Origin of the sequence: Oceanimonas doudoroffii (genome assembly GCF_002242685.1) — a bacterium.
Taxonomy (GTDB): domain Bacteria; phylum Pseudomonadota; class Gammaproteobacteria; order Enterobacterales; family Aeromonadaceae; genus Oceanimonas; species Oceanimonas doudoroffii.
Window position 1 is genome coordinate 393,230 of the sequence record NZ_NBIM01000001.1, and the last position, 26,076, is coordinate 419,305.

Below are 26,076 nucleotides of genomic sequence, written 5' to 3' on the forward strand. Positions count from 1 at the left end.
TTAAACAACAATGATAAATGTCCCCAACTCCCTGACGTTTTTTCGCATTCTGCTGATCCCCGTTTTCGTGGTGCTCTTTTACCTGCCGTTTCACTGGGCCTATTTCTGGGCCGCGGCGATATTTACCCTGGCCGCGGCCACCGACTGGCTGGACGGCTTTCTCGCCCGCCAGCTGAAGCAGGGCACGCCCTTTGGCGCCTTTCTCGACCCGGTGGCCGACAAGGTGATGGTGGCCACCGCCCTGGTGCTGATTGTGGAAGACTACAGCAGCCCGCTGGTGACCATTCCCGCCATGTTCATGATCGGCCGGGAAATTGTCATCTCGGCCCTGCGGGAGTGGATGGCCGAGCTGGGCCAGCGTTCCCGGGTGGCGGTAAGCTGGATTGGTAAATGGAAAACCACCATTCAGATGCTGGCGCTGATCGGCCTTATCTGGCAGCAAAGCATTTACATGATCTGGGCCAGCTATGTGCTGCTCTATGCGGCCGCCGGCCTGACCCTGTTCTCTGCCTACGACTACCTGCGCGCCGCCTGGGGTGACCTGACCGGCGACAACAAGGCGTAAGCCGGCAAAACAGGGCGTTATAGAATAAAAAATGGGCGAACGGCGCCAATTTACCAGAATACGGTTGACTGAGCGGCCGGGCCCATTAAAATGCAGCCCATATCAACGACTTCTTTGGCGCGTTAGCAAAGTGGTTATGCAGCGGATTGCAAATCCGTTTAGTCCGGTTCGATTCCGGAACGCGCCTCCATATTCCTCTCGAATACGTCTACGCCCGGATGGTGAAATCGGTAGACACAAGGGATTTAAAATCCCTCGCTCGCAAGGGCGTGCGGGTTCAAGTCCCGCTCCGGGCACCATGTAAATCAAGCAGTTAGCAAACTCTTCGCAGTATCCCACCTCGGTTTTCGATCTTCCCCAGTACATTATTCTCTATCTGTGTTCAGCCATTGGCGCCAGAACCCCATGACTAGCCTTTGCGCATTATAGTCTGCCCGCTCGTCCCCCTTACTTGGCTCACATTCGAGGAGAAATGCAGATTAACCTACCTTGTGAACCGAAAATAAGTCAGCCTCAGGTCTTCCTAAAGAAAATTCGGCCATGAGTACGCGGACTCATGGCGTTTAAACGCATTCGCCATCGCCCTGACGGAATCAGGCCCAGGGGAAAAATAAAGTGTTATTCACACTCAGCAGGTTGCAATCGGCTGAGTCTGAGGCTTTGCATTCGATCTGCAGCCCGGACACCAGGATTGCACTATGGTACTGCCGTCTTCCATGGTTCTCATGCCAAAGGATTCGTAAGCATAAAACACATGCTTTCCTTCACTATTGGAGCACTGCGGGCAGCTTTTAAGTCTACCGGACGAATGGTTATGGATGATGATGGACTCACTAAGCGAACGTTGACGGCTCTCACAAGTACCTGGCATGTTCATGCTCCAAGCTGGTTGAGGCAAGAGCTTATCATTGAATATTAATTAAATAAGTTATGTGCGATCAATCACATATCAAGTGACTAAGACCCTTGTCTATACCGAAGCGGTTGCCTTTGTCCCAGATAAACCAGGCATATTCACAGCTATCCGAGTTGCCACCTACAAATCTTGGTCTGGGAATAATAATGGGCGATTTATCAGGAAAACCTACTTTTTTCCAGAATGGCACTCTTCGTTTGCTACCCAGAAAGTTGACCCGTTGCAGATAGGCCATGGTGCCATCAGCGCTTAGCTCGGAAAGCGATTTTTCAATAAAAGCTTCGGTCAATGAGAAGGGCGGATTGGTGATAATGATATCCATTTTTCGGGTAAAGGTGGTTTGCAGGTAATCACGGCCCATCGCTATTTCCGCCCAGTGTTTTTGTGGTGCGGGCAGCCGAATATGATCCCAGATGGCATCGGTACCCCGGCATGGTTCAAGGAAATGATCCGTTTCCCTCATCTGCAGGCGGGAGATCAGGGCGGCTACAACTGTGTGAGGGGTTGGGTAAGACTCTCGTGGCACGACTTGGCCGTTGGTACTGCTCATGGCGTTCTCCTGTTTGGCGAAGGATCCTAAAACAGGATGTGCCCCGCGGCAAACGGCGCTATCGGTCAATTTTGATCAGACTGTTGACGGAAGCAGTCGTGCAAATCAAAGAAAAGCCCCGCTCAACAGCACGGGGCACAAGAAATGGTTTTATGAACTGTCAGCTGCTGATGCGGGCGATGGAGCGGTGCATGGCGCTGTTGTCATCGTCCCGGGCGATACAGTCGTCCATCTGTTTGAACAGTCGCTCCAGGCGCTGATAAAGCTGGCGGGTTTCCTGGCCCGAGGGGGGCAGGGGAGAGTAGTCATGGCCATTCAGCCCGAGCGGATCCCGGCGTGCCGACTCAATGCGGCGAAAGCCATAGGTGGTGCCTTTCACCATGCCCATCAGGGTCAGTTCAAAGCGAATGCTGTCCTGCACCGGCAACAGGCCATAAAGTCGCGGCCGGTGCTCCACCATGCCTTCCACGTTCAGCATGTCACTGCCGGAATAGTGGATCACCGGGTTGCTCAGCTCCCGCGGCACCAGCAACTGCTCGGCGCAGCGGCCGGCGGCTTCTTCATTATAGGGGCGGGAAGAGTAAAAACTCAGGCTGGCCAGTTTGGGGGGCTGTTCTCGGGTGACGGCCACGCCCGGAGTGCTGTCGTCCACCTTTAAGCCATTGCCATTACCCAGGTTCAGTGCGGTCATTTCGGCACACCCGGCAAGCAGCAACAGGGGCCACCAGCGTAGAAAAGAGATCATCCTTAACCTCCGTGTTGTCGAGGGCCGGCTCAGGCCTCCCCCTTTGTTACCACCCTTAAAGTGTGGCCTTGAGTGGGCCAATAAACAAATGGCGGCGTATAATTTGGTTACAAGCCCATGGACATCGGGCTATCATTCCGACAGGACGTCAGCACGAGTTTATTATTTTTTATGCGCAGTTTAACCGGATTTATCGCTCCAGCCCTGGTTTTGGGTACTTTGCTTATGTCAGGCCCCGCTTTTTCCTATGCTCACGGCAGCATCGACAACGTACTCTCCGCCTATGGCGAGCTGGCAGAAATACGTATGCGGCCCCACTTTATGCGGGCCGAGGTCAGCTATCCGCCCAAAGACATCGTGTTGCTGGCCACCAAGGAGGAAAAGGCCCTGGAGCTGTGGGCCCGCAACGACAGCGGCGACTTTCGCTTTATTCGCCATTACCCGGTGCGCAAGGCCAGCGGTGGCCCGGGCCCCAAGCTGAGGGAAGGCGACAAGCAGGTGCCCGAGGGTATCTACCGCATTACTCACCTCAACCCGGACAGCCGCTTTCATCTGTCGATGCGGCTCAATTACCCCAATTCCTACGATCTGATGCGCGCGGCCAAGGAAGGGCGCTCCGATCCGGGCAGCGATATCTACATTCACGGCAAGGCCGAATCGGCGGGGTGTCTGGCCATTGGCGACATCGCCATTGAAGAGCTGTTTGTGCTGGTCAACCGCATTGGCGTCGACAACACCTCGGTGATCATCGCGCCGCACGATCCGCGCCGAGTGCCCCTCGACGGTTTTGCCGCCAACCTGCCGCGCTGGGCGGTGGAGCTCTACGCCGATATCTCCCGGGAGTTTGCCAAATACCCTCGCAACGAAGAGATCTGAGCCCGGCCGGCTTAAGGGTTAACCGCCCTTAAGCCGGGCATACAGGGTGGTGCGGCTGATGCCCAGTCGCCGCGCCGCCTCGCTTACGTTGCCGTTGCAATCGTCCAGCACCTTTCTTATCTGCCGCTCGGTGGCGGATTTCAGATCCTGCACCGCCTCCTGGGTGCGAGCCGGTGTCGGCAGTTCGGGCAAATGCCCGGCTTCAATCACGCCTCCGTCGGCGAGAATGCCGGCCACCTCCAGCACCTGCCTGAGCTGGCGAATGTTGCCTGGCCAGGAGCTGGCATGCAGGGTGTCCATCAAACCGGCGGCCAGCCGGCAGTGCTCGCCGTGCAATTCCAGCAGCAATCTTTCCACCAGTGTTTCAAACGCTGAGCGTGCATAGTCGCGCAGGGGCGGCAGGGTCAATTTGTAGCCGTTCAGGCGAAAATACAGATCTTCCCGAAATCGGCCATCCCGCACCATGGCCTCCAGGTCTTTGTGGCTGGCGGCCACCACGCAGAAGTCCACCGGCTCGGGCTCATGGCAGCCCAGGGGCACTACCGCCTTTTCCTGCAGCACTCGAAGCAGCCGGGTCTGGGCCGCCAGCGGTAGCTCGCCGATTTCATCCAGAAACAAAATGCCCTGATGGGCGGCCCGAATATAACCGGTGCGTCCGGCCTTGTGGCTGCCGGTAAAGGCGCCGGGCGCGTGGCCGAACAGCTCGGCCTCAACCAGCTCGGTGGGCAGGGCGCCGCAGTTCACCGCCACCAGTGGCCCCTGGGCGCGCCGGCTTTGCTTGTGCAGGCGGCGAACGGTGTGATCCTTGCCGGTGCCGGTTTCACCCTGCAGCAGCAGGGGCACGCCGTGGTTGAGCAGCTTGAGGCCGGCGGCTTCGGTGGCGTTTTCTGCCACCGGGCGAGAGCGTGCCGGGGCCGGCCGACGGCTCAGCAGCGCCATGCCGTCACCCCAAGGGGTGAGCTCGCCCTGACGCAGCCGGGCCAACAGGGCGGCGGGGTCCAGTTTTGGCAGCCACTGCCGGGCCCGACGGTTGGCGCCCAACAGCTGACCGTCTTCACGCAGGGCGATCAACGCCGACCAGGGTTGTTGCAGGCCGGCGGCGTCGCTGGCCAGGCTGAGCAGCCAGCAGGCATCCTGCTGTTCGCTGACCAGGGCGTTTTCCATGGACAGGGACATCAGCCGGGCGGTGAGCAGCATATCGGCGCTGTGTTCGCCGGCCTCGCTGGAGATGTTAATCACGCCCAGCAGTTCACCGGTGGGGGATAACACCGGGCTGGCGCTGCAGCTGATGGCAGCGTTGGCGTGCATATAGTGTTGTTCACCCAGCACGGAAATTTCCTGTTGCTCCAGCAGGGCGGTGCCAATGGCGTTGGTGCCCATGGTCTGTTCATGCCAGCTGGCGCCGGTGGCCAGGGCCAGGCGACGGGCTCGATCACCAAAGTGGTTGTCGCCGGTGCTCAACAAAATGGTGCCGTCGGCATCGGCAAACAGCAGCCGGCAGGGGCGACCCTGTTGCCACTGTTCAAACAGCGGCATGGCCCGTTGCAGCAGGGTTAACAGGTGGCGATGGCGCTGCTGGCGCCGGCGCAGCTCGGCCGGGCTCAGGCAGCAGGGATCGGCCTGGTGGCCGCGCTGCAGGCCAAAGGTTTGACTGCGTTGCCAGGAGCGAAGCAGCCGCTCGCCGGGCTGCGGGGTTGAGGCAGGATAGGTCATGGTCATTCTCTTCGCCTGTGCGGAATCTGAACACTTGTACTGAACACCCGTACACTCTCGCTACGGCCCGCCGGGCCAGCCAGCGGGCAACACTGCCCCAGTGTAGCCCGCAATACCCCGGTACATAAGGCTTGTAACAGGTTTTGTTGTGTAAATGTAAAACTGGCCCCGCCCTTGCACTGTTTGACAGGTCACTGAACACACAGAGCAAGGAGAGCAAGATGATTTATCAGCAACCCGGTCAGCCCGGTGCCGTTGTCAGCTTCAAGGCACAATATCAGAACTACATTGGCGGTGAGTGGATCGCTCCGGTCGGCGGTCGTTATATAGAGAATACCTCGCCGGTGAATGGCGCGGTGTTTTGTGAAGTGCCCCGCTCCGACGCCGCCGATGTGGATCTGGCGGTGCAGGCCGCGACCCGGGCCTTTGCCACCTGGGGCAGCACCTCGGTGACCGAGCGCGCCAACCTGATGCTGCGCATCGCCGATCGCATTGAGCAAAATAAAGAGATGCTGGCGGTGGCGGAAACCTGGGATAACGGCAAGGCCGTGCGTGAAACCCTGGCCGCCGACATTCCCCTGGTGGTGGATCATTTCCGTTACTTTGCCGGCGCCATTCGCGCCCAGGAAGGCAGCGCCGCCGAGCTGGACTGCAGCACCGCCGTGTACCACTTCCGGGAGCCAGTGGGCGTGGTGGGGCAGATCATTCCCTGGAACTTTCCACTGCTGATGGCCGCCTGGAAGGTGGCACCGGTACTGGCTTCTGGCTGCTGCACCGTGCTCAAGCCCGCCGAGCAGACCCCGGCTTCCATTCTGGTGCTGATGGAGCTGATTGGCGATCTGCTGCCCCCCGGGGTGATCAATGTGGTCAACGGCCTGGGTCCGGAAGCGGGTGAAGCCATTCTGCGCCACCCCGGCATCGCCAAGCTGGCCTTTACCGGCTCCACCCCGGTGGGGCAGCACGTGCTCAAGGCCGCCGCCGATCGCCTGATCCCGTCCACCGTGGAGCTGGGTGGCAAGTCGCCCAATATCTTCTTTGAAGACGTGCTGCGCTTTGAGCCCGAGTTCGTGGACAAGTGCATTGAAGGCATGCTGCTTACCTTCTTCAACCAGGGTGAGGTGTGCACCTGTCCGTCCCGGGCGCTGGTGCAGGAAAGCATTTATGACGACTTTATGGCCCGGGTGCTGGCGCGGGGCCGGGAGATCAAGCAGGGCAACCCCCTCGACACCGACACCCAGGTGGGGGCGCAGGCGTCCCGGGAGCAGTTCGACAAAATTCTCGGTTACATGGAAATTGGCCGTGCCGAAGGCGCGCAAATGCTGCTGGGTGGCCAGGCCAACTCCATCAGCGGGCTGGAAAACGGTTTTTACATTCAGCCCACCATTTTCCAGGGCCGCAACAACATGCGGGTATTCCAGGAGGAGATCTTCGGCCCGGCGGTGGGGGTAACCACTTTCAAGGATGAAGCCGAGGCCCTGGCCATTGCCAACGACACCGAATTCGGCCTGGGCGCCGGGGTCTGGACCCGGGATGTGAACCGTGCCTACCGCATGGCCCGGGGCATTCAGGCCGGCCGGGTGTGGATGAACTGCTACCACGCCTATCCCGCCCATGCCGCCTTTGGAGGCTACAAGAAGTCGGGCATCGGCCGGGAAACCCACAAGATGATGCTGGATCACTATCAGCTCACCAAGTGCATGCTGGTCAGCTACAGCAGCAATCCCCTCGGCTTTTTCTGATGCACGGCGACGCCGCAAGGGCGGCGTCCCTTATCGATAAACAACAAAAACGGGGCCTCGGCCCCAATAAAGGAGAGCAGCATGAGTACAGCAACTTTTTTTATGCCGTCGGTCAACCTGATCGGCGACGGTGCCCTGGAGCAGGCGGTGGAGCAGGTAAGCGGGTACGGCTTTCGTCATGCGCTGATCGTGACCGACAAGCCCCTGGTGGAGCTGGGATACGCCGGCCAGCTGCAACAGGCGCTGGCGAAGAAGGACATTCAGGCCAGCGTGTTTGACGGCGTGCAGGCCAACCCCACCACCGGCAATGTGGAAGCAGGCCTGGCATTGCTTGAGCAGAAACAATGTGATTTCGTTATTTCCCTCGGTGGCGGCTCGCCCCACGACTGCGCCAAGGCCATTGCCCTGGTGGCCAGCAACGGCGGCGACATTCGTGACTTTGAGGGGGTCGACCAGTCCGCCAAACCCCAGCTGCCCCTGGTGGCCATCAACACCACCGCCGGCACCGCCTCCGAGATCACCCGTTTCTGCATCATTACCGACGAAAAAACCCATATCAAAATGGCCATCGTCGACAAGCATGTCACGCCCATGCTGTCGGTCAACGATCCCTACTTGATGAAAAACATGCCGGCGTCGCTGACCGCCGCCACTGGCATGGATGCGCTCACCCATGCGGTGGAAGCCTATGTGTCTACCGCCGCCAACCCCATTACCGACGCCTGCGCCCTTCAGGCCATCACCCTGATAAGCCGCAACCTGGCCAATGCCGTGGCCAACGGCGCCGACATGGCCGCCCGCAACAAGATGGCCTACGCCCAGCTGCTGGCGGGCATGGCCTTTAACAATGCGTCGCTCGGCTATGTGCACGCCATGGCCCACCAGCTGGGCGGGTTCTACGATCTGCCCCATGGGGTGTGCAACGCCGTGCTGCTTCCCCATGTGCAGCGTTTTAACAGCCGAGTGGCGGCGGTCCGTCTTGCCGAGGTGGCCGAGGCCCTGGGCGAGCAGGTGCAGGAGCTCGGCCCGGCGCAGGGAGCCGAGCGGTGCATTGCCGCCATTGAGCGGCTGGCACGGCAGGTGGGCATTCCCGCCGGCCTGAGCGAGCTGGGGGTAAAGCAGGATGACTTCGCCGAGCTGGCCGGTAATGCCATGAAGGACGCCTGTGGCCTGACCAACCCGGTGCAGCCCAGCCATGATGAGGTGGTGGGCATATTCAAGGCCGCCTTCTGAGTGCCTCGAGTTGGCGACGCGCCCCGTGCTTACGGGGCGTTTTTGTGTCAGGAGGCGTGCGCGGGTTTGCAAAGCGGACGGGCTTGGCCAGACTGAATATCAGTGCGCTTTGGTCAACACAAGGAGCCCATTATGGCGAACGAAGGCTATCACGAGCCCATTGATGAACTCAGTGACGACACTCGGGACATGCACAGGGCCATTACCTCGCTGATGGAGGAGCTGGAAGCGGTAGACTGGTATAACCAGCGGGTGGATGCCTGCAAGGATCCCGAGCTCAAGGCCATTCTGGCCCATAACCGGGACGAGGAAAAAGAGCATGCCGCCATGGTGCTGGAGTGGATTCGCCGTCGGGATCCCACCTTTGACAAGGAGCTGAAAGATTACCTGTTCAGCAGCGGCGACATCTGCGATCACTGATGCCGGCCGGCTAGGACGCGATTGGCCGCTGGGGGGCCCGCTCCGGGCTGAAGCAGCAACAGCTTTGTGCATGGCACTTGGCTGCGTGCTTGGCGGCACTGGCCAGCAGGGCCACGTCACCGTGGGAATGGCAGCGGGCCGGATCCGGGTGCACCACGCCGATGGCAATGCCCAGCAAGGGATAACGTTGTGTGTCGCCGTTGCGCCCGGGGGCCACCATGCCCCGGCGCAGCCGGTCTTCGGCATGATAAAAGTCGGGAATTTCCCGATCGAAGCGGGCAATGAGCTGATCGCACAGATGGCGCCAGTCGCAGCCGGCATCAAACACCGCCACAAAGTCATCTCCGCCCACATGGCCCAGAAACTGGCCGGCCCCGCCGATGGTTTCCCGCAACAGCCGGGCCACCCACTGGATCACCTTGTCTCCCTGGGCGTAACCGTAAACGTCGTTATAGGGCTTGAAGTGGTTGAGATCGAAGTAGGCCACGTAAAAGTCCTGTTGCTGCTGCAATGCCTCGTCTATTTCCCGGTAGATGGGCACATTGCCCGGCAACTGGGTCAGGGGGTTGGCATAGCGGGCCAGCAGCAGCTGTTGCTCGGTAATGGTACGCAACAAATCGCGTACCGAGCCCAGACCGTGATAATGGCCGTTGTGGGTAATGATGAAGTGCTGGCGGCCGCTCATGCTGTCGTCGTCGGTAATCAGCTGGCTGGCGCGATCCAGCGGCGTTTGTCGATCCACGATCAGCGGTTGCATGTCCATGGCGCGGGTCAACGGTTTGTTGGCGTAAAGGGCTCGGCCAAAGGGAGTGGAAAACAGCTCCATCACCCGGGAGCGGTGCAGCATGCCCACCGGCACACCCTGGGCCAGCACCGGAATGGAGTGCAGCCGACTGTCGGCCCGCAGCCGGTCAAACACCTTGGCCAGGGAGTCGTTCACGTCCATGGCCTGTCCCTGCCGGGCCAGGGTGGCCACGGTGTCGCGCTGCAGCGCCGGTACACCCATGGGGCGGCCGCAGGCGGTGGGAGCCCGGGTCAGCGGCATCGGTTGTGGCCGCCCGAGCCAGTAGCCCTGGCAATAGCGAATGCCCATGGCGTGTAGTTGCTCAAGTTCGGCGCGGGTCTCGATGCCCTCGGCGATCACGCGGGAGCCCAGCCGGCGCGCCAGATCGGCAATGCTCTGTACAAAGGCCTGGCGTACCGTGTCCTGATCGATGTGATGAATGAAATGACGGTCTATTTTGACGAAATCCGGCTCGATCTCCGACCACAGCTTCAGGCCTGAGTAGCCGGCGCCCAGATCATCGATGGCGATGCGAAAGCCCAGCTGGCGGTAGCGATTCAGCGCTTCTTTCAGGCCGGCGGTGTCCTGCACCAGATCCTGCTCCGACAGCTCAATCACTATCTGCTCGGGGGCCAGTCCCAGCTCCTGAACCAGGCGGCGGGTGCAGCCCTTGGGGTGGCGCTTATCGAGCAGCACGCTGGGATTGACGTTGACGAAAATGCAGCCGTCCATGCCGAGCTCATGATAGCGACGCAGGGCCGCCTGACGGCAGGCCAGATCCAGCTCCGACAGCATACCCAGCCGGCGAGCCTCGCCAAACAGCGCCGAGGGAAACTCCAGCGGATGGCCGGCGGGCCCGCGGATCAGCGCCTCGTGCCCCAGGATCTGGCCGGCCTGAATATCCACAATGGGCTGAAACTGCGGGTTCAGCCGGTCCTGGTCGAGCAGGGTGGGCAGGGCGTCGTCGTTGCTGGGGAAAGGTATCATTCGGAGCTCAGTGTCGATTTCAAATGACACATACTCTATGGCGGCAGCATGACCCAAATATGACAGCGCCCTTGATATATACCGTAGTGGCCCTGTGCCGCGTCAGTTGCCCTCGAGCAAGGCCGTCAGGGGCTGCCGGCTACGGAACAGCTGGGGGGCCAGTCCTTCCCGGGACACATAAACATGGCCGTCGGCACCCAGGGCAATCGCCTCGAACTGGCCGGTCTCACTCAGCCGGTAACCGCGGCCGGCGTGCTCTACCACCTGGTTGTTGCGCACCGGGTAATGCCACACAAAGGCCCGGCGGTCGAACAGGTTGCGGCTGTAGCCCACCAGCAGCAGGGTCTGGCTGGCGGCGTCGAAGTCGGCACCGGTGACCAGCATGTGCGGATTGAGCCGTTGCCATTCCGTCAGTGGCGACGGGACGGCATTCGGTCGCAACCGGTACAGGCTGCTTTGCTGATCCAGCCAGCGCTTGGTAAACAGCCACAGCTCGCCGTTTACCCAGGCCAGGGCTTCGGCGTCAAAGTTGTGCTGATGACGGGGAGGCTGAAAGTTGCGCTGTTCCCGGTAGCTGACCGGCAGCACCTCGGGCGGGGTCACGCCGTCATCCACCAGGCGCAGGGAGAAGATGCGCAGATCCTGTCGCCGGCCACCGTTGTTGCCGGTGTCGGCCAGGTAGAGGATGTTGCCGTGGCGGGCAATGTCTTCCCAGTCCCGGTTGGGGGCGGGCACCGGCAGGCGGCGCACCAGCCCGCCGCGCTGGTTGAGCACAAACAGTTCGGCGGCCTTGCCGCTGTCGTTATGGCTGACAAAACCGCCGGGCCAGGCGACCAGCCCGGAGCTTTCTGACAGCGCGGCAGGAAAACTGCCCACGGGATCCAGCGCCAGGCGCGGGCTGCCGGCGCCGGCACAGGCGGTGAGCAATAACAGCATCAGGGCACTCGCGGTGCGCAACATAAGGGTATCTCCAGAACAACGGGGTGGGCAGCTTATACCGGCCGCAGGGACAACAGCAGGGTCAAGCGAGTTATCGGCCAGGGCCTGCCGGTGATGATGTGTTGGTAAACCCGGTGTTAATCAATATGACACGCTGTTAGCGTTATTATAAGCCAGCAAAATGGCTGCTTTTAATTTTCAAATCAGCTCAATATTTCATCTTAAAACTGTTAAGCTGCGCGCAACTTATTGACCAGACTTTCAAAAAGGAGCAAGGCGAGTGGCCAGAGGGGTTGCGTTATCGGTGTTTTCGTCGGTGTTGTTTGCGCTGTTGTATTACTATGCCAGCCTGATGACGCCGATGAACGGCGAAGTGGTGTTTGGCTGGCGGATGCTGCTGACCATGCCCTGTCTTGGCCTGTTTCTGCTCTACAGCGGCGACTGGCGGCTGGTGACCTTCCTGTTTGCGCAACTGAAAACCCGCCCCGTGCTCTGGCTGGGCTTGCCGCTGTCGTCCGCCCTGGTGGCGGTGCAACTGTGGATCTTCATGTGGGCTCCCATCAACGGCCGGGGCCTGGCGGTCTCTCTCGGTTACTTCATGATGCCTCTGGTGCTGGTACTGGTGGGCCGCTTTCTCTATCAGGAACGTCCCACTCGGCTGCAATGGCTGGCGGTGGCCTGCGCCGTGCTGGGCGTGGCCAACGAACTGTGGCATGCCGGCGGCGTTTCCTGGGAGACCCTGGTGGTGGCCCTGGGGTATCCGCTCTATTTCGTGTGGCGGCGCTGGCTCGGTAATGACACGCTGGGCGGGCTGTGGTGCGACATGCTGCTGATGCTGCCGGTGGCGGCCTGGTTTGTATGCGCCACCGGAGCGCCGCTGGCGGTGTTTGGCGAGCGGCCGCTGCTGTACCTGCTGGTGCTGGGGCTGGGCATGATCAGCGCCCTGGCCCTGGCCTGCTACATTCTGGCCAGCCGGCGGCTGCCATTCAGCCTGTTTGGCCTGCTGGGTTATGTGGAGCCGGTGCTGCTGGTGGTGGTGTCGCTGGCGCTGGGCGAAACCATTTCCGGTGAGGAATGGCCCACTTATATCGCCATCTGGACGGCGGTGGCCCTGCTGGTGCTGGAAGGCGTGCGCAAAATGCTGGCGTTCCGCCGCTATCCGTTTCGCCAGGGCGCCAGCCACCAGGCTCCGGCGCAGACCACCAGATCCTAGCTTTTCAGCCCGGCGGCGGCCTCAGGCCCACATGACGCACATGGCCGCCAGCACGATCAGCACCAGGCCGCCGTGATCCCGGCGGCCCAGGCGTTCCCGAAAGTACCAGGCCGAAATCATCAGGGTAAACAGCACCTCCACTTGCCCGAGGGTCTTGACCAGGGCCACGGTTTCCAGGCTCATGGCGGTGAACCAGCCGATGGAGCCCAGGCAGCTGGTGAGGCTGACCAGGGCGGTCAGCCCGGGCCGGCGCCACAATGAGACCAGTGCCGGCGGGTTGCGCAGCCCCAGCCATACCAGCAGTAGCAGGGTCTGCAGGCCAATCACCAGCAGCAGCACCCAGGCCGCGCCAAAGGGAAAGGGCAGGGCCAGCGTCAGGCTGGCTTCCCGCACCCACAGCGAGGTGAGGGCAAAGGCCAGGCCGCTGCCCAGTCCGGTAAACAGGGTACTGACCGGCACACCGGCCCCTGCCGCCCGCCGCAGTCCGCTCAGCAGCCACACGGCAATCGCGCCCAGCAGTACTCCCAGCCAGCCCAGGGGCGTGAGCGGGGCGCTGAAAAAGAACACTCCCAGGGCCGCCGCCAACACCGCCTCGCTTTTGGCCAGGCCCACCCCCACGGCGTAGTTGCGCAACTGAAACAGCCGCACCATGAGTGCCGTGGCCAGGATCTGGCTTACCGCCGCCGCCACTATCAGCACCGCGAAATAACCGCCAAAGGCGGGCACGGGCTGGTGGGGCTGCCACCGGTACAGCAACCACAGATACAGTGCCGCCAGCGGCCACGCCAGCACAAAACGCGCCAGGGTCACGGCGGCGGCGCCGGCATCCTGACTCAGCCGTTTCTGAAAGGCGTTGCGCCAGGCCTGCATAAAGGCGGCGAACAGGGTAAAGGGAATCCACAGCATGGCAAGTCCTTGTGCAGGGCAAAAATCGCCACTCATGTTAACAGAGACGCTGACGGCGGCGCGGCATTTTGTTACAACTGCATCATTCTTCTGCAAGAGTATTCATCATGACCCTGGACACCTGGTTGATTTACCTGGCAGCCTGTATCGGGCTGTCCCTTACCCCCGGCCCCAACAGCCTGCTGGCGCTGACCCACGGTGCCCTTTACGGCCCGGGCCGCACCCTGGCCACCATTGCCGGCGGCGCCCTGGGCTTTATAGGCGTGGTAGGGGTGTCGATGTTCGGCATTGCCTCGCTGCTGACCCTGGCATCCGAGTTGCTGCTGGTGATGAAAATTGTCGGTGGCCTCTACCTGGTGTGGCTGGGCATACAGGTATGGCGGTCGCCGGCCCCGGGCGGGGGCGTGGGGGCCATCAGCGGCCGGGCCAGCCCCTGGGTCATGGCCCGGCAGGGGCTGCTGTCGGCCTTTGCCAACCCCAAGGCGATGTTGTTTTTTGCCGCCTTTCTGCCCCAGTTTATCGATCCCGCCGCCAGCCTGTGGGGCCAGTTTGTGGTGATGGCGGTAACCTTTGCGCTGGTGGAATGCCTGACCGAGTGCCTGATTGCCGGTTTTGCCGGGCGGGTTTCGGGCTGGCTGACCCGATGTGGGCGAGGCTTTAACCGTACCTGTGGCGGCCTGTTTATGCTGATTGGCGGCTGGCTGCCTTTGAGTCGTTGAGCTACGGGCAGTAAAGTAAAAAAGCGCCCGCGGGCGCTTTTTTTATGGATGGCGGCCAGGCTTAGGCCACGGCCGGGCGCTGGCCGGCGTCGTCATCGGCGGCAAACACCGCTTCGTCGGTCTGCCCCAGCAGCTTGCTGCTGATGGTGCCGGCGGTCATGGCACCGTTCACGTTCAGTGCGGTGCGGGCCATGTCGATCAGCGGTTCAATGGAAATCAGCAGGGCCGCCAGTGCCACCGGCATGCCCATGATCGGCAGCACGATCAGCGCGGCAAAGGTGGCGCCGCCACCCACGCCGGCCACGCCAAAGGACGCCAGGGTGATCACGCCCACCAGGGTGGCCAGCCACAGCGGGTCCAGCACGTCGATGCCCATGGTGGGGGCGATCATCACCGCCAGCATGGCCGGGTAAATGCCGGCGCAGCCGTTCTGACCAATGGTGGCACCAAAGGAGGCGGAAAAGTTGGCAATGCTCTCGGGTACACCCAGCTTTTGGGTTTGCGCCTGCACGTTGAGCGGAATGGTGGCGGCGCTGGAGCGGCTGGTAAAGGCAAAGGCCAGCACCGGCCATACCTTGGTGAAAAAGCGTTTGGCGTTCACGCCCACCAGGCCGAGCAGCAGCCCGTGCACCACAAACATAATGGCAATGGCCAGGTAGGAGGCGACCAGGAAGCCGGCCAGGCTGAGCACGTCCTGCAGGTTGGAGCCGGCGATGACCTTGGTCATCAGTGCCATCACGCCGTAGGGGGTGAGCTTCATCACCAGCCGCACCAGGCGCATGATCAGTGCCTGCAGGGCTTCAATGCCGCCCACCACGCGCTGGCCCAGCTCCGGCTCGTCCTTCAGCAGGGTCAGTACCGCCAGCCCCAGGAACACCGCGAACACCACCACACCGATGATGGAGGTGGGGCTGGCGCCGGTCATGTCGGCAAAGGGATTACGCGGAATAAAGGACACCAGCAGCTGCGGCATGGACAGGTTGGCCACGCTGGCCACCGTGGCTTCCAGCTGCTCGGCCCGGGCCAGCTCACGGGCGCCCTGTACCAGATCGGCGGCACTGAGGCCGAACGAGTAAGTGACGAACACGCCCACCAGCGCCGAAATGGCGGTGGTGAACAACAGTATGCCCAGGGTCAGCACGCTGATCTTGCCGAGGGAAGTGGCGTTATGCAGTCGCGATACGGCACCGAGAATGGACACAAGCACCAGGGGGATCACTATCATCTGCAGCAGGCGCACATAGCCGCCGCCTACCACGTTGACCCACTCCAGGGTGCGTTGAATGGTATCGGCGTCATACAGCACCTGCATGGCAAAGCCGGCACCCACGCCAAACACCAGGCCGGTCAGTACGCGGCGAGATAAAGACTGCCCGCGGCCGGACAGCTTGCCCAGCACCAGCATCAGCAGCACAAAGATTGCCAGATTGATCAGCACAATCAGCATGTTTACTCCGTGTTCAGAAAATAATAAGGAAACGGGCGATGCTAGCAGCATCATCGCCCGGGCGTTACATCGTTTGGTTATGGCTTATGAATAATAACCGGAAAACAAGGGTTCGGCGGAATTATTGACCGGTTGTAAAGCAGGCTGTGGCGTAAGATCCTGCTAACCGGTGTTATCGCAACCGTTCCAGCAGGCTGGCACTGGCGTAGCCGTCGGCCACCAGGCCTTGTTCCTGCTGCCAGGCGCGAATGGCGGTCATGGTGTTGGGCCCAATCACGCCGTCCGCGCCCTGAGTGTCAAAGCCCTGCCGCGTGAGTAGCTGTTGCAGCTCCCGTTTCTCGGTGCGGCTGAGGGCCCGCTCGTGGCGCGGCCAGGACTGACTGAAATCACTGCCACCGGCGATTTTATCGGCAAGATGTCCTACCCCCATGGCATAGGCGGTGGCATTGTTGTAGCGCTTGATGACATAAAAGTTGTTGAACACCGCAAAGGCCGGCCCCTGGGCCCCCGCCGGTACCAGAATGGCGGCGTCCCCCGCCTCGGGCAGGGGCTGGCCGTTGGCCTGGGTGACCCCCAGCCGGCGCCATTCCGCCACCGGCCGGCGATGTTTCTGATCCGCCTGGGCATAGTCAAAGCCCTGGGGCAGGCGCACTTCCACGCCCCAGGGGGCGTCCTGCTGCCAGCCAAAGCGGGACAGGTAATAGGCGCTGGAAGCCAGGGCGTCGGTCGGATCTTCGCCCCAGATGTCCCGCTTGCCGTCACCGTTGAAGTCCTGTGCATACTCCAGGTAGCTGGTGGGCATGAACTGGGTGTGGCCCATGGCGCCGGCCCAGGAGCCACGCATGCCGGCCACGCTTATGTCCCCGGACTGCAAAATGCGCAGGGCGGCGAGCAGCTGGTTCTCGGCAAACTGACGCCGGCGCCCCTCAAAGGCCAGGGTGGCCAGACCCTCAATGGTGGAAGTGTTGCCCCGGTAGCTGCCGTAGTTGGTTTCCATGCCCCAGATCGCCAGCAGCACGTTGGCGTCCACACCGTAACGCTGTTCAATACGGTCGAGCACCGGGCCCAGTTCACGCAGCCGGGCCTGGCCGGTGCTGATGCGGGTGGAAGACACGGCGCTGTCCAGATAGTCCCACAGCTGGCGGGTGAATTCGGCCTGGCCACCGTCGAGTTTAATTACCTGGTGATTCAGGTCGATATCCTTAAAGGCGGCGTCAAACACCGCGGGTTGGATGCCCTCGGCCAGGGCGCGCCGGCGAAAGTCGTTACGCCAGGCGGCAAAATCCTGGCTGGCGGCGGCCTGCTGTGCGGCTTGCGGTGCGCCGATAGTGCCGGCCCGGGGCGGTGCCGGCGCGGTATCGGCCTGACTGGCGCAGCCCGCCAGCAGCAGGCCGGCCATCAGGGGTGAAAATATGCGTGCTCTTGTCATGACTACGTCCCTTTTTAATGATGGGCGTCAGCTTATCTGATTGTCACGTAAAGAAAAGGGGCGGGCGGGAAGGAAAATGACGCAAGTCCGTGCCGGCGCACGGATTGCGACTGTGGCCTTTGTTATGATGCCGCTCCACAAGCCGGTGCCGGAATGGACAAGCTCCGGGCGAAACGCAAGAATGAACACAGGGACGCTGTCGCGAATACAGTAATTTCCGGAGTGACCATGTACCTGAGCAGAGACTTTCAGGAAACCGACTACAGCAGTCTTGAACTTATCTATCACGATGCGGTGATGGGCCAGGGCCGTCGTGGCTACAGTGACGAGCAGGTGCAGGTATGGGCGGCCTTTCCCTATCTGTACAAGGACGACTTCGGTCGTCTGGTGCGCAGTGGCTATACCCGGGTCATGACGCTGCACCACATTCCGGTGGCCTTTGCCACCCTCAACCCCGATCACTACCTGGCACTGGTGTATGTGCTGGCCGAGCATTCCGGGCGCGGCCTGGCGGGCCGCTTGTGTGATGAAATGGAGCAGGAGGCCCAGCGCCGGGGCGTTGGCTGCCTGACCACGGACGCCAGCGTGTTGTCCCGGCCGTTGTTTGAGCAAAAGGGGTTTCGGCTGGTGTCCCGGCAGGAGGTGCACCGTGCCGGCCAGACCTTTGTGCGCTTTATCATGGAAAAAACCCTGGACTGAGCACCCTGCCGGCGCTGGCACTGGCGACCGGTTTGCCGCAAAATAGCCCCGCCGTTTTGTGCCGAGCAACAGACCAACCGGGAGATCATCCGTAGCCATGCCAAAAGACACCTATTACCTGACCGCTCACTGCCCGGGCAGCCTGGGCACGGTGGACGTGGTGACCCGCTATCTGCACGAGCAGGGGTGCTACGTGGTGGAAATGCAGACCTTTGACGATGTGCTGAGCGAACACTTTTTTATTCGTGCCGAATTTCGTCCGCCCGCCGAGCAGCCCTTTGATGAAGCCGCCTTTCGCACCGGCTTTGCGCCCCGGGCCGCCGGGTTCGCCATGGAATGGCGGCTGGCCGCCAGCCACGACAGACCCAATGTGGTGATCATGGTGTCCCGGCTCGATCATTGCCTGAACGATCTGCTTTACCGCTACCGCACCGGCCAGCTTCCCATTGAGATACCGGCCATTATCTCCAACCACCCGGATCTGCAACGGCTGGCCGACTGGCATCACATTCCCTATTATCACCTGCCGGTGAGCGACGACAACCGCGCCGAACAGGAAGCCGAGGTCATGGGCATTCTCAATGAGTGCGAGGCCGATCTGGTGGTGCTGGCCCGCTACATGCAAGTGCTGAGCCCCGAACTGTGCGCCCGCCTTAAGGGGCGTGCCATTAATATTCATCACTCGCTGCTGCCCGGGTTTCGGGGCGATAACCCTTATCACCAGGCCTACCACAAGGGGGTCAAGCTGGTAGGGGCCACGGCCCATTATATCAACAACGATCTGGATGAAGGCCCCATCATCACCCAGGGGGTAGAGGTGGTGGATCACAGCCACTATCCCGAGCAGCTCATCGCCAAGGGCAAGGACATTGAATGCATGACCCTGGCCCGGGCGGTGCAATATCACATTGAACACAGGGTGTTTCTGCACAACGACAAGACGGTGGTCTTTGCCAGTTGAGCGCGCTTTTTTCTTTACGCAATGGAGTCTGTTTCAGCATGAAAAAATTCCTGGTGGCCCCAGTACTGGCGGCAATACTGACCGGCTGCGCCGGCGGTCAGCCCGAGGCGCCCTTTACCCTGACCCTGGCCCACGTCAACGACACCCATTCCCATTTCGATGCCAGTGACGCCCGCCTGAGCCTGGATGGAGAAGCCGTTTACACGCGGCTGGGTGGCCATCCCCGGTTGCTGACCCAGGTCAACGCCTGGCGCAATCAGGCCGAGCAGGCGGATCAGCCGCTGCTGTTTTTGCACGGCGGTGATGCCTGGCAGGGCAGTGGGTATTTTCGTCTGAATCAGGGTGCCATGAACGCCGACATTCTCACCCGCATGCAGCTCGACGCCATGGTGCTGGGCAACCACGAGTTTGATCTCGATACGCCATCGCTGGCCGACTTTATTGCCGGTGCCGGTTTTCCGCTGCTGGCCGCCAACCTGGACGCCAGCCGGGATCCCGCCCTGAAAGACGCCGCCAATCTTCACCCCTATGTGCTGTATGCCTTTGACGGCAACGACAAGGAGCGGCTAGAGAGCATGGAAGACGCCGGCCGGGACCCGGTGGTGGCGGTGATCGGCCTGGTGCCGGAAAACATGCCCGAGCTGGCCGCCGGCACCGGCGAGGTACGTTTTCAGCAGGAGGTGGCAAGCGCCCAGCGCACCGTTGATCTGCTGCGCGAGCAGGGCGTACGCCACATCGTGGCGCTTACCCATCTGGGGCTGGAGCGGGATCAGCGCCTGGCCCGGGAGGTTAATGGCATTGACGTGATCGTGGGCGGTCATTCCCACAGCCTGTTGGGAGACTTCTCTGAGCTCGGACTGGGCCAGAATCCGGCCTATGCCCAGCTGTTCACCAATCCTAACGGCCTGGCGAAAACCTGTGTGGTGCAGGCGGGCCAGCACGCCCAGGCCCTGGGCCGGGTCAGCGTGACCTTTACCCGGGACGGCCGGGTTAGCCGCTGTGAGGGCGGCAACACCCTGCTGAGCGACGGTGAGTTCTACAGCGACGTGCGTCGTACCGATGCCAGCCGGTTGAGCCCGGCGCAACAGCAACGGCTGGCCGAAGTGGTGGCGGCCAGCCCCCGCATCGCCGTAGTGGAAGAAGACGCCGAGCTGCGTCGTCATATCGACGACACCTACAAGCCGGCACTGACCGCCGCCTATGGCGCGGTGATTGGCCATGTGCCCGTGACCCTGGAGCACCGTCGCCTGCCGGGCAGGGATGGCAGCCAGTCTGACGTCGCGCCCCTGGTGGCCGCCAGCCAGTTGCACTGGGTTAACCGCCCCGAGGTGCAGGCCATTACCGGCCGCCGGGCCGAGGTGGCCCTGCTGAACGCCGGCGCCGTGCGCACCGGCCTGGAGCCGGGTGAGCTCAAGGAAGGCCAGGTGAGCCTGGACCTGTTGCCCTTTGGCAATCCGCTCAGCCTGGTGTCCCTTACCGGACGTCAGCTGGCCGGCCTGTTGCTGGAAACCATCAATGCCTCCTTGCCCGACGGCGCCCATGCCGGTCGTTTCCCTTACGTGGCCGGACTGCGTTATGAGTTTGACGAAACCCGAAAGGGCGCGGGCTTTCTGAGCCGCATCGAAGTGCAGCAGAATGGCCGCTGGGTGAGGGTGCAGCCCAATGCCAGCTATCAGGTGGTGATGAACGCCTACAGCGCTTCCGGCAACGACGGCTGGAACACCCTGTTGCAGGCTCAACAGGTGCTCACCGACAGGCTGGATCTGGCCTGGGTCAACGGCCGCCTCACCGCCTTTCCGGTGGCGCGCCTAAGCCGTGGTAGCAACGGTGCCATCGAGACTCACTACATCAACCAGCCCCTCGACTGCGGGGCCGCCGGTGTGCGCTGCAACACCGATGCCCAGGCCTTTATCGACTATGTGCGCGAACAGCGTCCCCTGCTGCGCCCCCTGGCCGACAGCGGCGTCAGCCTGAAACGGCTGTAAGCCGAGCCTTGCGGTGCTCCCCGAGTGAGGGGAGCACCGCCTTTATTTCTTCCCCTCGCTTGGCGGTCCGTTTAAACTCCGAAGACTATCGTCTGTCCTGCGGTTGGCGTTCTGCCGAAACCGTGTCAATAGTGTATGTATTGTCTATCGAGTACCTCAAACGTAACAACACTTAACGGTCAGGCCATGGCATGCAATGCGATCGGGCTGACTCGTTTTTGTGTGCACTGAGGCACGACGTCGGGCGGGGCACCACCATGAAAAAGTCACGACTGCCGCATAAAATTTGTGTGGTGTGCGGTCGCCCGTTCGGCTGGCGAAAAAAATGGGCACGGGAATGGAATAACGTTAAATATTGTTCGCGGCGCTGTCGTTCTCACAGAAGGGGCCCTGCTGCGTCTGAAGTTGACGCCAAATAAAGCAAATGGGTCAGGATAACGTCGGTTTGCCTCGACGCCGTAAGTGGACTGGTTTACCCTTTCGTCCCCGATTTCATGCTCGAAACGCAGAAGCAGCTATACTCTTTTGGGTCTGTGACTGCCAGAGGGAACTAAGATGCGTGTAACAACTCGTTTTGCCAACGCCTGTTTCGCCATACTGTCGGCCCTGCTTATGCTGTTGCCGGCATTGCCGGTCAAGGCCGCCGACCCGCTGCCACCACCGGATGGCCGGGTGGTGCTGACGGTAACCGGCAACCTGGCGCACACCAACGATGCCGGTCAGGCCCGGCTTGACATGGACTTGCTGGCCAGCCTTCCCCAGCATGAATTCTCCACCCTGACCCCCTGGACAGACGGCAAACACGAATTTCGTGGCGTGCTGCTCAATGAGCTGCTGCAGCGGCTTGGTGCCGATGGCAAACGGGTTCGGCTGGTGGCACTGAACGACTATCATCACGATATTGACATGGCGCTGGTGCGCAATACCCCCTTTCTGCTGGCTACCCACCTGGACGGTAAACGCATGAAGGTGCGAGACAAGGGACCGCTGTGGCTGATGCTGCCGCTGTCCGAATCCAAGGAATATGATACCAAGCGCTATCACGAGATGCTGGTATGGCAACTGAAAAGCCTGGATATTCAGTGACCTTCAAATCGGTCAAAATGGTGGTGCTGACGGCCGCGGCCCTGCTGTTCGGCCTCAGCTCGCTATATAGTTATAACCGGGATCTGGACGTGGTGCGCTATGTATCGGCCACCATCAAAACCGTGGGCTGGGCCACGTCCGAACTGGAATCCGAAGTACTGAAATTTGATCACGCCTTGACCGCCCTGCTGGCGGGCACTCGGAATGAAGAGCACGTGCAGTTGCGCTTTGAACTGTTGTGGAGCCGCATAGATGTCCTGCTCAAGGGGGTGGAGAACCGGCCGGTGCGTGAACAGTCCGGGGTTACCCCTATGCTGCATGATCTGCTCGCCCAGATGGAGCGCTGGGAAGACAGGGTTTACGAGTTGGACGTGGACAACCCGGCGGGAACACTGGCATTGCAGCAGGAGCTGGCACCCTACCGGGAGCGGGTGCGTGAAATCAATGTGGACAGCTTTTCCGGCTCTCAGGTATGGCAGCAACTCGATATCATCGGGGACGTACGCCAGCGCTCCACCCTTTATTTGGCCGGTCTGCTGCTCAGCGGCGGCCTGATGCTGTGGTTGTTGATGCGGGAAAACCGGCGCAATCGTTACCTGGCCTTTCATGACATGCTCACTGGCCTGCCAAACCGCATGCACTTTTACCAGCTGATGACCCAGGCCCTGAACCGGGTGGAACGTCAGCAACGCAAGCTGGCAGTGCACATGGTGGATCTCAACGAGTTCAAGGCCATCAACGACAGCCTCGGTCATGATGTGGGCGACCGCGTGCTCAAGGTGGTGTCATCGCGGCTGCGCCTCGCCCTGGCAGGCAAGGGCAAGGTGGCGCGCCTGGGCGGTGATGAGTTTGTGGTGATTCAGCCCTACGATGAAACCGCCCAGGCCGAGCAGCTGGTCACCTACTTGTTAACCGAACTGGCAGGGGACATACGGCTGCCCGACGGTTGCCTGTCTCCCAAGGCGAGTATCGGCACCAGCCTGTTTCCGGAGCACGGCACCACCATGGTTGAGTTGCTCAGTCATGCCGATACCGCCATGTATTACGCCAAGCACAATCCCAAGCTGTCGAGCCAGATCTTTGAGCCCGGCATGGATGAACGCCGCTTGCGCAGCCAGAAGCTGGCGGTGGCTCTGCAGCTGGCCATTGAGAACGACGAACTCAATCTGGTGTATCAGCCTATTTTTCACCTGAAAAGCGGTGCCATTGAGTCTCTTGAAGCCCTGTTGCGTTGGCATTCCATCGAACATGGCCACATCAGCCCCCTTGAAGTGATCGCGGTGGCCGAGCACCACGGGCTGGCCCATCAGCTTAACCAGTGGGTGCTGTTTACCGCCTGCCGCCAGCTGCGCCAGTGGCAGCGGCTGGGTTATGACTGGCTCAAGGTCAACGTGAACATCAGCCCCAATATCTTTATGAGCGGTGAGCTTGGCAGCACGGTGGAAGCCGCGCTGTTGCGCACCGGTTTGTCGGCCTCGTCGTTGGTGCTGGAGATCACCGAAGACACCAGCCTGTGGGATACCGCCAGCTCAACCGACAACCTGTGCAAGCTGCGGGATCTCGGGGTGGAAATCGCCCTGGACGACTTTGGCACCGGCTATTCCTCGTTCAGTCACCTGCGCCAGTTGCCGGTTAATAAGCTCAAAATCGACAAGTCCTTTGTTTCCGATCTGACTACAGATCCTCGTGCCGGCGACCTGGTGTCTACCATCGTCCGTCTGGCCGACAGCCTGGACATGTCCGTAACCGCCGAAGGCATCGAGCTGCAGGAGCAGCGGGATAGGCTGCAGCAGTTGGGTTGCCAGCTGGGTCAGGGGTATCTGCTGGCCCGGCCCATGGCTGCGGATCAGGTGCCCGACTGGCTGGTGCAGGATCAACAACGCTATACCCCCGCCGGCTGAATCCTGCATTAAGTCGTCCTCGTCCCTGATGCGGGGATGCGTCAGCCCTTGGGCCTGGTGTACTCAAGGGCTGCCCAGCCGCCACAGCCTCCCATTTTTGCTTGCTCCGAGGCCCCCCCTGCCGCTTTAATTTGTCTATAGATCAAGCATTTCTGTTCAAAAAGCCTGCTATTGTTGGATAGGGCCACGGGTTCGACAATCCGTGTACCTATGCTCCTGTTTCCTGGCTTTGCGGAGGAACTGTCATGAGACCAAATCTGTTTGATGCCATCGCCGCCGGCGGCCCGCTGGCACTGGTGGGTGCGGTGAATGCCTACAGCGCCATGCAGGCGGAGCAGGTTGGCCACAGGGCCTTGTATCTGTCCGGAGCCGGGGTGGCCAATGCGTCCTTTGGTTTGCCGGATCTGGGTATCACCACCCTCAACGATGTGCTCGAAGACGCTCGCCGCATTACCGCCGTCAGCCGGCTGCCGCTGTTGGTGGATGTCGACACCGGCTTTGGCGGCGCCTTTGGCATTGCCCGCACCGTGAAGGAAATGGAGCGGGCCGGGGTGGCGGCCATTCACATTGAAGATCAGGTGGTGCAAAAGCGCTGTGGCCACAGGCCCAACAAGGCCATTGTTTCCCAAGAGGAAATGGTGGACCGCATACGCGCCGCGGTCGATGCCCGCGGTGACCCCCGTTTTGCCATCATGGCCCGCACCGACGCCCTGGCGGTAGAAGGCATGAGCAGCGCCATTGAACGAGCCCAGGCCTGCGTTGAAGCGGGGGCCGACATGATTTTTCCGGAAGCCATGGAAACCCTGGCCCAGTACCGTGCCTTTTGTGAGGCGGTGGGAGTGCCCGTGCTTGCCAATATCACCGAATTTGGCAAGACGCCACTGTTTAGCCAGGCCGAGCTGGCCGGCGCCGGTGTGGCCATGGTGCTCTATCCGCTGTCGGCGTTTCGTGCCATGAGCCGGGCGGCAGAAAGCGTGTATCGCCATATTCTTGCCGACGGCCACCAGCGCAACCTCATTCATACCATGCAGACCCGTGAACAGCTGTACCAGACCCTGGGTTACCACCATTACGAGCAAACACTCGATTCCCTGTTCAGCAAAGGAGAAGACGCATGAGCAACGCCGAAGGATTGCGCGGCCAGACCGCCGGCCAGACCGCCCTGTGCACCGTGGGCAAAACCGGCTCCGGCCTGACCTACCGGGGCTATGACATAGAAGATCTCGCGGCCCATGCCGAGTTCGAAGAGGTGGCCTTTCTGCTGCTCAAAGGGTATTTGCCCAACCGGGGCGAGCTCGGCGCCTTCAAGGCCCGGTTGCGTGCCAATCGAGGCTTGCCGGCGGCACTGCGCATCGTGCTTGAGCAGATTCCGGCCTCGGCCCACCCCATGGATGTGCTGCGCACCGGCTGCTCCATGCTGGGCAACCTGGAAACCGAGCACAGGTTCAGTGAGCAGCAGGACGCCGCCGAGCGGCTGCTGGCGCTGCTGCCGTCCATGATCTGTTACTGGTATCGCTATGCCCACGACGGCGAGCGCATCGACACCGCCCTGGACGACGACAGCCTAGGCGGCCATTTTCTGCACATGCTGCGGGGCAGCGTGCCGCCGGCGCTCGACGTCAAGGTGATGCACTGTTCGCTGGTGCTCTATGCCGAGCACGAGTTCAATGCATCCACCTTTTCCGCCCGGGTCTGCGCCTCGACCCTGACCGATCTGCATTCGGCGGTGACCGCCGCCATCGGCACCCTGCGCGGTCCCCTGCATGGCGGCGCCAACGAGGCGGCCATGGCGATGATGGAGCAGTGGAGCAGCCCCGACGAGGCGGAAGCGGCCCTGCTCGATATGATGGCCCGCAAGGAAAAGGTGATGGGCTTTGGCCACGCCGTCTACACCACCAAGGATCCCCGCAACGCCATTATCAAGCCCTGGGCCAAACAACTGGGCGAGGCGGTCGGCGACCGGGTGCTGTATCCGGTGTCGGAACGGGTGGAGGAGGTGATGTGGCGGGAGAAAAAGCTGTTTGCCAACGCCGACTTTTACCATGCCAGCGCCTACCACTTTATGGGTATTCCCACCAAGCTGTTCACCCCCATCTTTGTGCTGAGCCGGGTTACCGGCTGGACCGCCCATATCATGGAGCAGCGGGCTCATAATCGAATTATTCGCCCCAATGCCGACTATGTGGGCCCGCCCCATCAGGACTGGCTGCCGATAGACAAACGCTAACCCGTTCAGGGGATGGGAAACGCTCTATCCCCTTTT

The 26,076-nt window shown here is 61.3% G+C and carries 23 protein-coding genes and 2 tRNA genes; 17 read left to right on the forward strand and 8 right to left on the reverse strand.

The window, feature by feature from the left end; all coding sequences use genetic code 11:
* The first annotated feature begins 10 nt into the window (after positions 1–10).
* From pgsA to B6S08_RS01805, 3 genes are all read left to right on the forward strand, one after another.
* Entirely contained in the window at positions 11–565 is a 555-nt protein-coding gene (gene pgsA / locus B6S08_RS01795) for a CDP-diacylglycerol--glycerol-3-phosphate 3-phosphatidyltransferase (RefSeq protein WP_094199073.1), read from the forward strand.
* A gap of 116 nt (positions 566–681) precedes the next feature.
* Positions 682–755: transfer RNA gene (locus B6S08_RS01800), tRNA-Cys, on the forward strand.
* 22 nt (positions 756–777) lie between these two features.
* A tRNA-Leu gene (locus B6S08_RS01805) sits at positions 778–864 on the forward strand.
* 639 nt (positions 865–1,503) lie between these two features.
* Here B6S08_RS01805 and B6S08_RS01815 read toward each other — a convergent pair.
* Together B6S08_RS01815 and B6S08_RS01820 are read right to left on the reverse strand one after the other, a co-directional pair.
* Positions 1,504–2,031: a DNA methyltransferase gene (locus B6S08_RS01815; protein ID WP_094199074.1), complete on the reverse strand. Its 528-nt coding sequence runs from the start codon at positions 2,029–2,031 to the stop codon at positions 1,504–1,506.
* 160 nt (positions 2,032–2,191) lie between these two features.
* Positions 2,192–2,776, reverse strand: coding sequence for a hypothetical protein (locus tag B6S08_RS01820; RefSeq protein WP_094199075.1), 585 nt, complete (start codon positions 2,774–2,776; stop codon positions 2,192–2,194).
* 225 nt (positions 2,777–3,001) lie between these two features.
* On the opposite strand from B6S08_RS01820, the gene B6S08_RS01825 reads away from it, so the two are divergent.
* Positions 3,002–3,652: a L,D-transpeptidase family protein gene (locus tag B6S08_RS01825; RefSeq protein ID WP_094199076.1), complete on the forward strand. Its 651-nt coding sequence runs from the start codon at positions 3,002–3,004 to the stop codon at positions 3,650–3,652.
* Between the two features lie 18 nt (positions 3,653–3,670).
* Here B6S08_RS01825 and B6S08_RS01830 read toward each other — a convergent pair whose 3' ends face one another.
* On the reverse strand, positions 3,671–5,365 hold the full coding sequence (locus tag B6S08_RS01830; RefSeq protein ID WP_094200510.1) for a sigma-54-dependent Fis family transcriptional regulator: 1,695 nt from the start codon (positions 5,363–5,365) through the stop codon (positions 3,671–3,673).
* Between the two features lie 221 nt (positions 5,366–5,586).
* Between B6S08_RS01830 and B6S08_RS01835 the strand changes: the two genes are divergently transcribed.
* From B6S08_RS01835 to B6S08_RS01845, 3 genes are all read left to right on the forward strand, one after another.
* Positions 5,587–7,104, forward strand: a complete 1,518-nt coding sequence (locus B6S08_RS01835) for an aldehyde dehydrogenase family protein (RefSeq protein ID WP_094199077.1) — start codon at positions 5,587–5,589, stop codon at positions 7,102–7,104.
* 81 nt (positions 7,105–7,185) lie between these two features.
* Positions 7,186–8,337, forward strand: a complete 1,152-nt coding sequence (gene yiaY, locus B6S08_RS01840; RefSeq protein WP_094199078.1) for an L-threonine dehydrogenase — start codon at positions 7,186–7,188, stop codon at positions 8,335–8,337.
* 132 nt (positions 8,338–8,469) lie between these two features.
* Positions 8,470–8,757 carry an encapsulin-associated ferritin-like protein gene (locus B6S08_RS01845; protein WP_094199079.1) on the forward strand — a complete coding sequence of 96 codons (288 nt, stop codon included), beginning with the start codon at positions 8,470–8,472 and terminating at the stop codon, positions 8,755–8,757.
* Between the two features lie 10 nt (positions 8,758–8,767).
* On the opposite strand, the gene B6S08_RS01850 is transcribed toward B6S08_RS01845, so the two are convergent.
* On the reverse strand, positions 8,768–10,528 hold the full coding sequence (locus B6S08_RS01850; protein WP_094199080.1) for a GGDEF domain-containing protein: 1,761 nt from the start codon (positions 10,526–10,528) through the stop codon (positions 8,768–8,770).
* Positions 10,529–10,630: 102 nt separating this feature from the next.
* On the reverse strand, positions 10,631–11,488 hold the full coding sequence (locus B6S08_RS01855) for a hypothetical protein (protein ID WP_094199081.1): 858 nt from the start codon (positions 11,486–11,488) through the stop codon (positions 10,631–10,633).
* 259 nt (positions 11,489–11,747) lie between these two features.
* Between B6S08_RS01855 and rarD the strand changes: the two genes are divergently transcribed.
* Positions 11,748–12,680 (forward strand): EamA family transporter RarD, encoded by a 933-nt coding sequence (gene rarD, locus B6S08_RS01860; RefSeq protein WP_094199082.1) that lies wholly within the window; start codon positions 11,748–11,750, stop codon positions 12,678–12,680.
* A 21-nt stretch (positions 12,681–12,701) separates the two neighbouring features.
* Here the strand turns inward: rarD and B6S08_RS01865 are convergent, their stop codons facing one another.
* Positions 12,702–13,586 carry a DMT family transporter gene (locus B6S08_RS01865; RefSeq protein WP_094199083.1) on the reverse strand — a complete coding sequence of 295 codons (885 nt, stop codon included), beginning with the start codon at positions 13,584–13,586 and terminating at the stop codon, positions 12,702–12,704.
* Positions 13,587–13,693: 107 nt separating this feature from the next.
* Here B6S08_RS01865 and B6S08_RS01870 point away from each other — a divergent pair, with 107 nt between their 5' ends.
* Positions 13,694–14,305, forward strand: coding sequence for a LysE family translocator (locus tag B6S08_RS01870; RefSeq protein ID WP_094199084.1), 612 nt, complete (start codon positions 13,694–13,696; stop codon positions 14,303–14,305).
* A gap of 61 nt (positions 14,306–14,366) precedes the next feature.
* Here B6S08_RS01870 and B6S08_RS01875 read toward each other — a convergent pair whose 3' ends face one another.
* Entirely contained in the window at positions 14,367–15,752 is a 1,386-nt protein-coding gene (locus B6S08_RS01875) for an L-cystine transporter (protein WP_094199085.1), read from the reverse strand.
* Between the two features lie 172 nt (positions 15,753–15,924).
* Positions 15,925–17,181 (reverse strand): lytic murein transglycosylase, encoded by a 1,257-nt coding sequence (locus tag B6S08_RS01880; RefSeq protein WP_094199086.1) that lies wholly within the window; start codon positions 17,179–17,181, stop codon positions 15,925–15,927.
* A 228-nt stretch (positions 17,182–17,409) separates the two neighbouring features.
* Between B6S08_RS01880 and B6S08_RS01885 the strand changes: the two genes are divergently transcribed.
* The 8 genes from B6S08_RS01885 to prpC all read left to right on the forward strand — a co-directional run bounded on the left by B6S08_RS01885 (position 17,410) and on the right by prpC (position 26,040).
* Positions 17,410–17,880 carry a GNAT family N-acetyltransferase gene (locus B6S08_RS01885; protein ID WP_094199087.1) on the forward strand — a complete coding sequence of 157 codons (471 nt, stop codon included), beginning with the start codon at positions 17,410–17,412 and terminating at the stop codon, positions 17,878–17,880.
* Between the two features lie 97 nt (positions 17,881–17,977).
* On the forward strand, positions 17,978–18,841 hold the full coding sequence (gene purU, locus B6S08_RS01890; protein WP_094199088.1) for a formyltetrahydrofolate deformylase: 864 nt from the start codon (positions 17,978–17,980) through the stop codon (positions 18,839–18,841).
* Positions 18,842–18,879: 38 nt separating this feature from the next.
* Entirely contained in the window at positions 18,880–20,826 is a 1,947-nt protein-coding gene (locus tag B6S08_RS01895) for a bifunctional metallophosphatase/5'-nucleotidase (protein ID WP_094199089.1), read from the forward strand.
* Positions 20,827–21,083: 257 nt separating this feature from the next.
* Positions 21,084–21,245, forward strand: coding sequence for a DUF2256 domain-containing protein (locus B6S08_RS01900; protein WP_094200511.1), 162 nt, complete (start codon positions 21,084–21,086; stop codon positions 21,243–21,245).
* 136 nt (positions 21,246–21,381) lie between these two features.
* On the forward strand, positions 21,382–21,912 hold the full coding sequence (locus B6S08_RS01905; protein ID WP_094199090.1) for a putative pterin-binding protein: 531 nt from the start codon (positions 21,382–21,384) through the stop codon (positions 21,910–21,912).
* On the forward strand, positions 21,909–23,813 hold the full coding sequence (locus tag B6S08_RS01910; RefSeq protein WP_245849792.1) for a putative bifunctional diguanylate cyclase/phosphodiesterase: 1,905 nt from the start codon (positions 21,909–21,911) through the stop codon (positions 23,811–23,813). Before B6S08_RS01905 ends, B6S08_RS01910 begins: the two co-directional genes overlap by 4 nt.
* A gap of 245 nt (positions 23,814–24,058) precedes the next feature.
* On the forward strand, positions 24,059–24,931 hold the full coding sequence (prpB, locus tag B6S08_RS01915; protein WP_094199091.1) for a methylisocitrate lyase: 873 nt from the start codon (positions 24,059–24,061) through the stop codon (positions 24,929–24,931).
* Positions 24,928–26,040, forward strand: a complete 1,113-nt coding sequence (gene prpC / locus B6S08_RS01920; RefSeq protein ID WP_094199092.1) for a bifunctional 2-methylcitrate synthase/citrate synthase — start codon at positions 24,928–24,930, stop codon at positions 26,038–26,040. Before prpB ends, prpC begins: the two co-directional genes overlap by 4 nt.
* Positions 26,041–26,076 lie beyond the last annotated feature (36 nt).

What these genes read in the sequence shown, in the direction of transcription:
- pgsA (WP_094199073.1), top strand. Translation starts at nt 11, where the DNA reads ATGATAAATGTCCCCAACTCCCTGACGTTTTTTCGCATTCTGCTGATC.
- B6S08_RS01815 (WP_094199074.1), bottom strand. Translation starts at nt 2,031, where the DNA reads ATGAGCAGTACCAACGGCCAAGTCGTGCCACGAGAGTCTTACCCAACC.
- B6S08_RS01820 (WP_094199075.1), bottom strand. Translation starts at nt 2,776, where the DNA reads ATGATCTCTTTTCTACGCTGGTGGCCCCTGTTGCTGCTTGCCGGGTGT.
- B6S08_RS01825 (WP_094199076.1), top strand. Translation starts at nt 3,002, where the DNA reads ATGTCAGGCCCCGCTTTTTCCTATGCTCACGGCAGCATCGACAACGTA.
- B6S08_RS01830 (WP_094200510.1), bottom strand. Translation starts at nt 5,365, where the DNA reads ATGACCTATCCTGCCTCAACCCCGCAGCCCGGCGAGCGGCTGCTTCGC.
- B6S08_RS01835 (WP_094199077.1), top strand. Translation starts at nt 5,587, where the DNA reads ATGATTTATCAGCAACCCGGTCAGCCCGGTGCCGTTGTCAGCTTCAAG.
- yiaY (WP_094199078.1), top strand. Translation starts at nt 7,186, where the DNA reads ATGAGTACAGCAACTTTTTTTATGCCGTCGGTCAACCTGATCGGCGAC.
- B6S08_RS01845 (WP_094199079.1), top strand. Translation starts at nt 8,470, where the DNA reads ATGGCGAACGAAGGCTATCACGAGCCCATTGATGAACTCAGTGACGAC.
- B6S08_RS01850 (WP_094199080.1), bottom strand. Translation starts at nt 10,528, where the DNA reads ATGATACCTTTCCCCAGCAACGACGACGCCCTGCCCACCCTGCTCGAC.
- B6S08_RS01855 (WP_094199081.1), bottom strand. Translation starts at nt 11,488, where the DNA reads ATGTTGCGCACCGCGAGTGCCCTGATGCTGTTATTGCTCACCGCCTGT.
- B6S08_RS01865 (WP_094199083.1), bottom strand. Translation starts at nt 13,586, where the DNA reads ATGCTGTGGATTCCCTTTACCCTGTTCGCCGCCTTTATGCAGGCCTGG.
- B6S08_RS01870 (WP_094199084.1), top strand. Translation starts at nt 13,694, where the DNA reads ATGACCCTGGACACCTGGTTGATTTACCTGGCAGCCTGTATCGGGCTG.
- B6S08_RS01875 (WP_094199085.1), bottom strand. Translation starts at nt 15,752, where the DNA reads ATGCTGATTGTGCTGATCAATCTGGCAATCTTTGTGCTGCTGATGCTG.
- B6S08_RS01880 (WP_094199086.1), bottom strand. Translation starts at nt 17,181, where the DNA reads ATGACAAGAGCACGCATATTTTCACCCCTGATGGCCGGCCTGCTGCTG.
- B6S08_RS01885 (WP_094199087.1), top strand. Translation starts at nt 17,410, where the DNA reads ATGTACCTGAGCAGAGACTTTCAGGAAACCGACTACAGCAGTCTTGAA.
- purU (WP_094199088.1), top strand. Translation starts at nt 17,978, where the DNA reads ATGCCAAAAGACACCTATTACCTGACCGCTCACTGCCCGGGCAGCCTG.
- B6S08_RS01895 (WP_094199089.1), top strand. Translation starts at nt 18,880, where the DNA reads ATGAAAAAATTCCTGGTGGCCCCAGTACTGGCGGCAATACTGACCGGC.
- B6S08_RS01900 (WP_094200511.1), top strand. Translation starts at nt 21,084, where the DNA reads ATGAAAAAGTCACGACTGCCGCATAAAATTTGTGTGGTGTGCGGTCGC.
- B6S08_RS01905 (WP_094199090.1), top strand. Translation starts at nt 21,382, where the DNA reads ATGCGTGTAACAACTCGTTTTGCCAACGCCTGTTTCGCCATACTGTCG.
- prpB (WP_094199091.1), top strand. Translation starts at nt 24,059, where the DNA reads ATGAGACCAAATCTGTTTGATGCCATCGCCGCCGGCGGCCCGCTGGCA.
- prpC (WP_094199092.1), top strand. Translation starts at nt 24,928, where the DNA reads ATGAGCAACGCCGAAGGATTGCGCGGCCAGACCGCCGGCCAGACCGCC.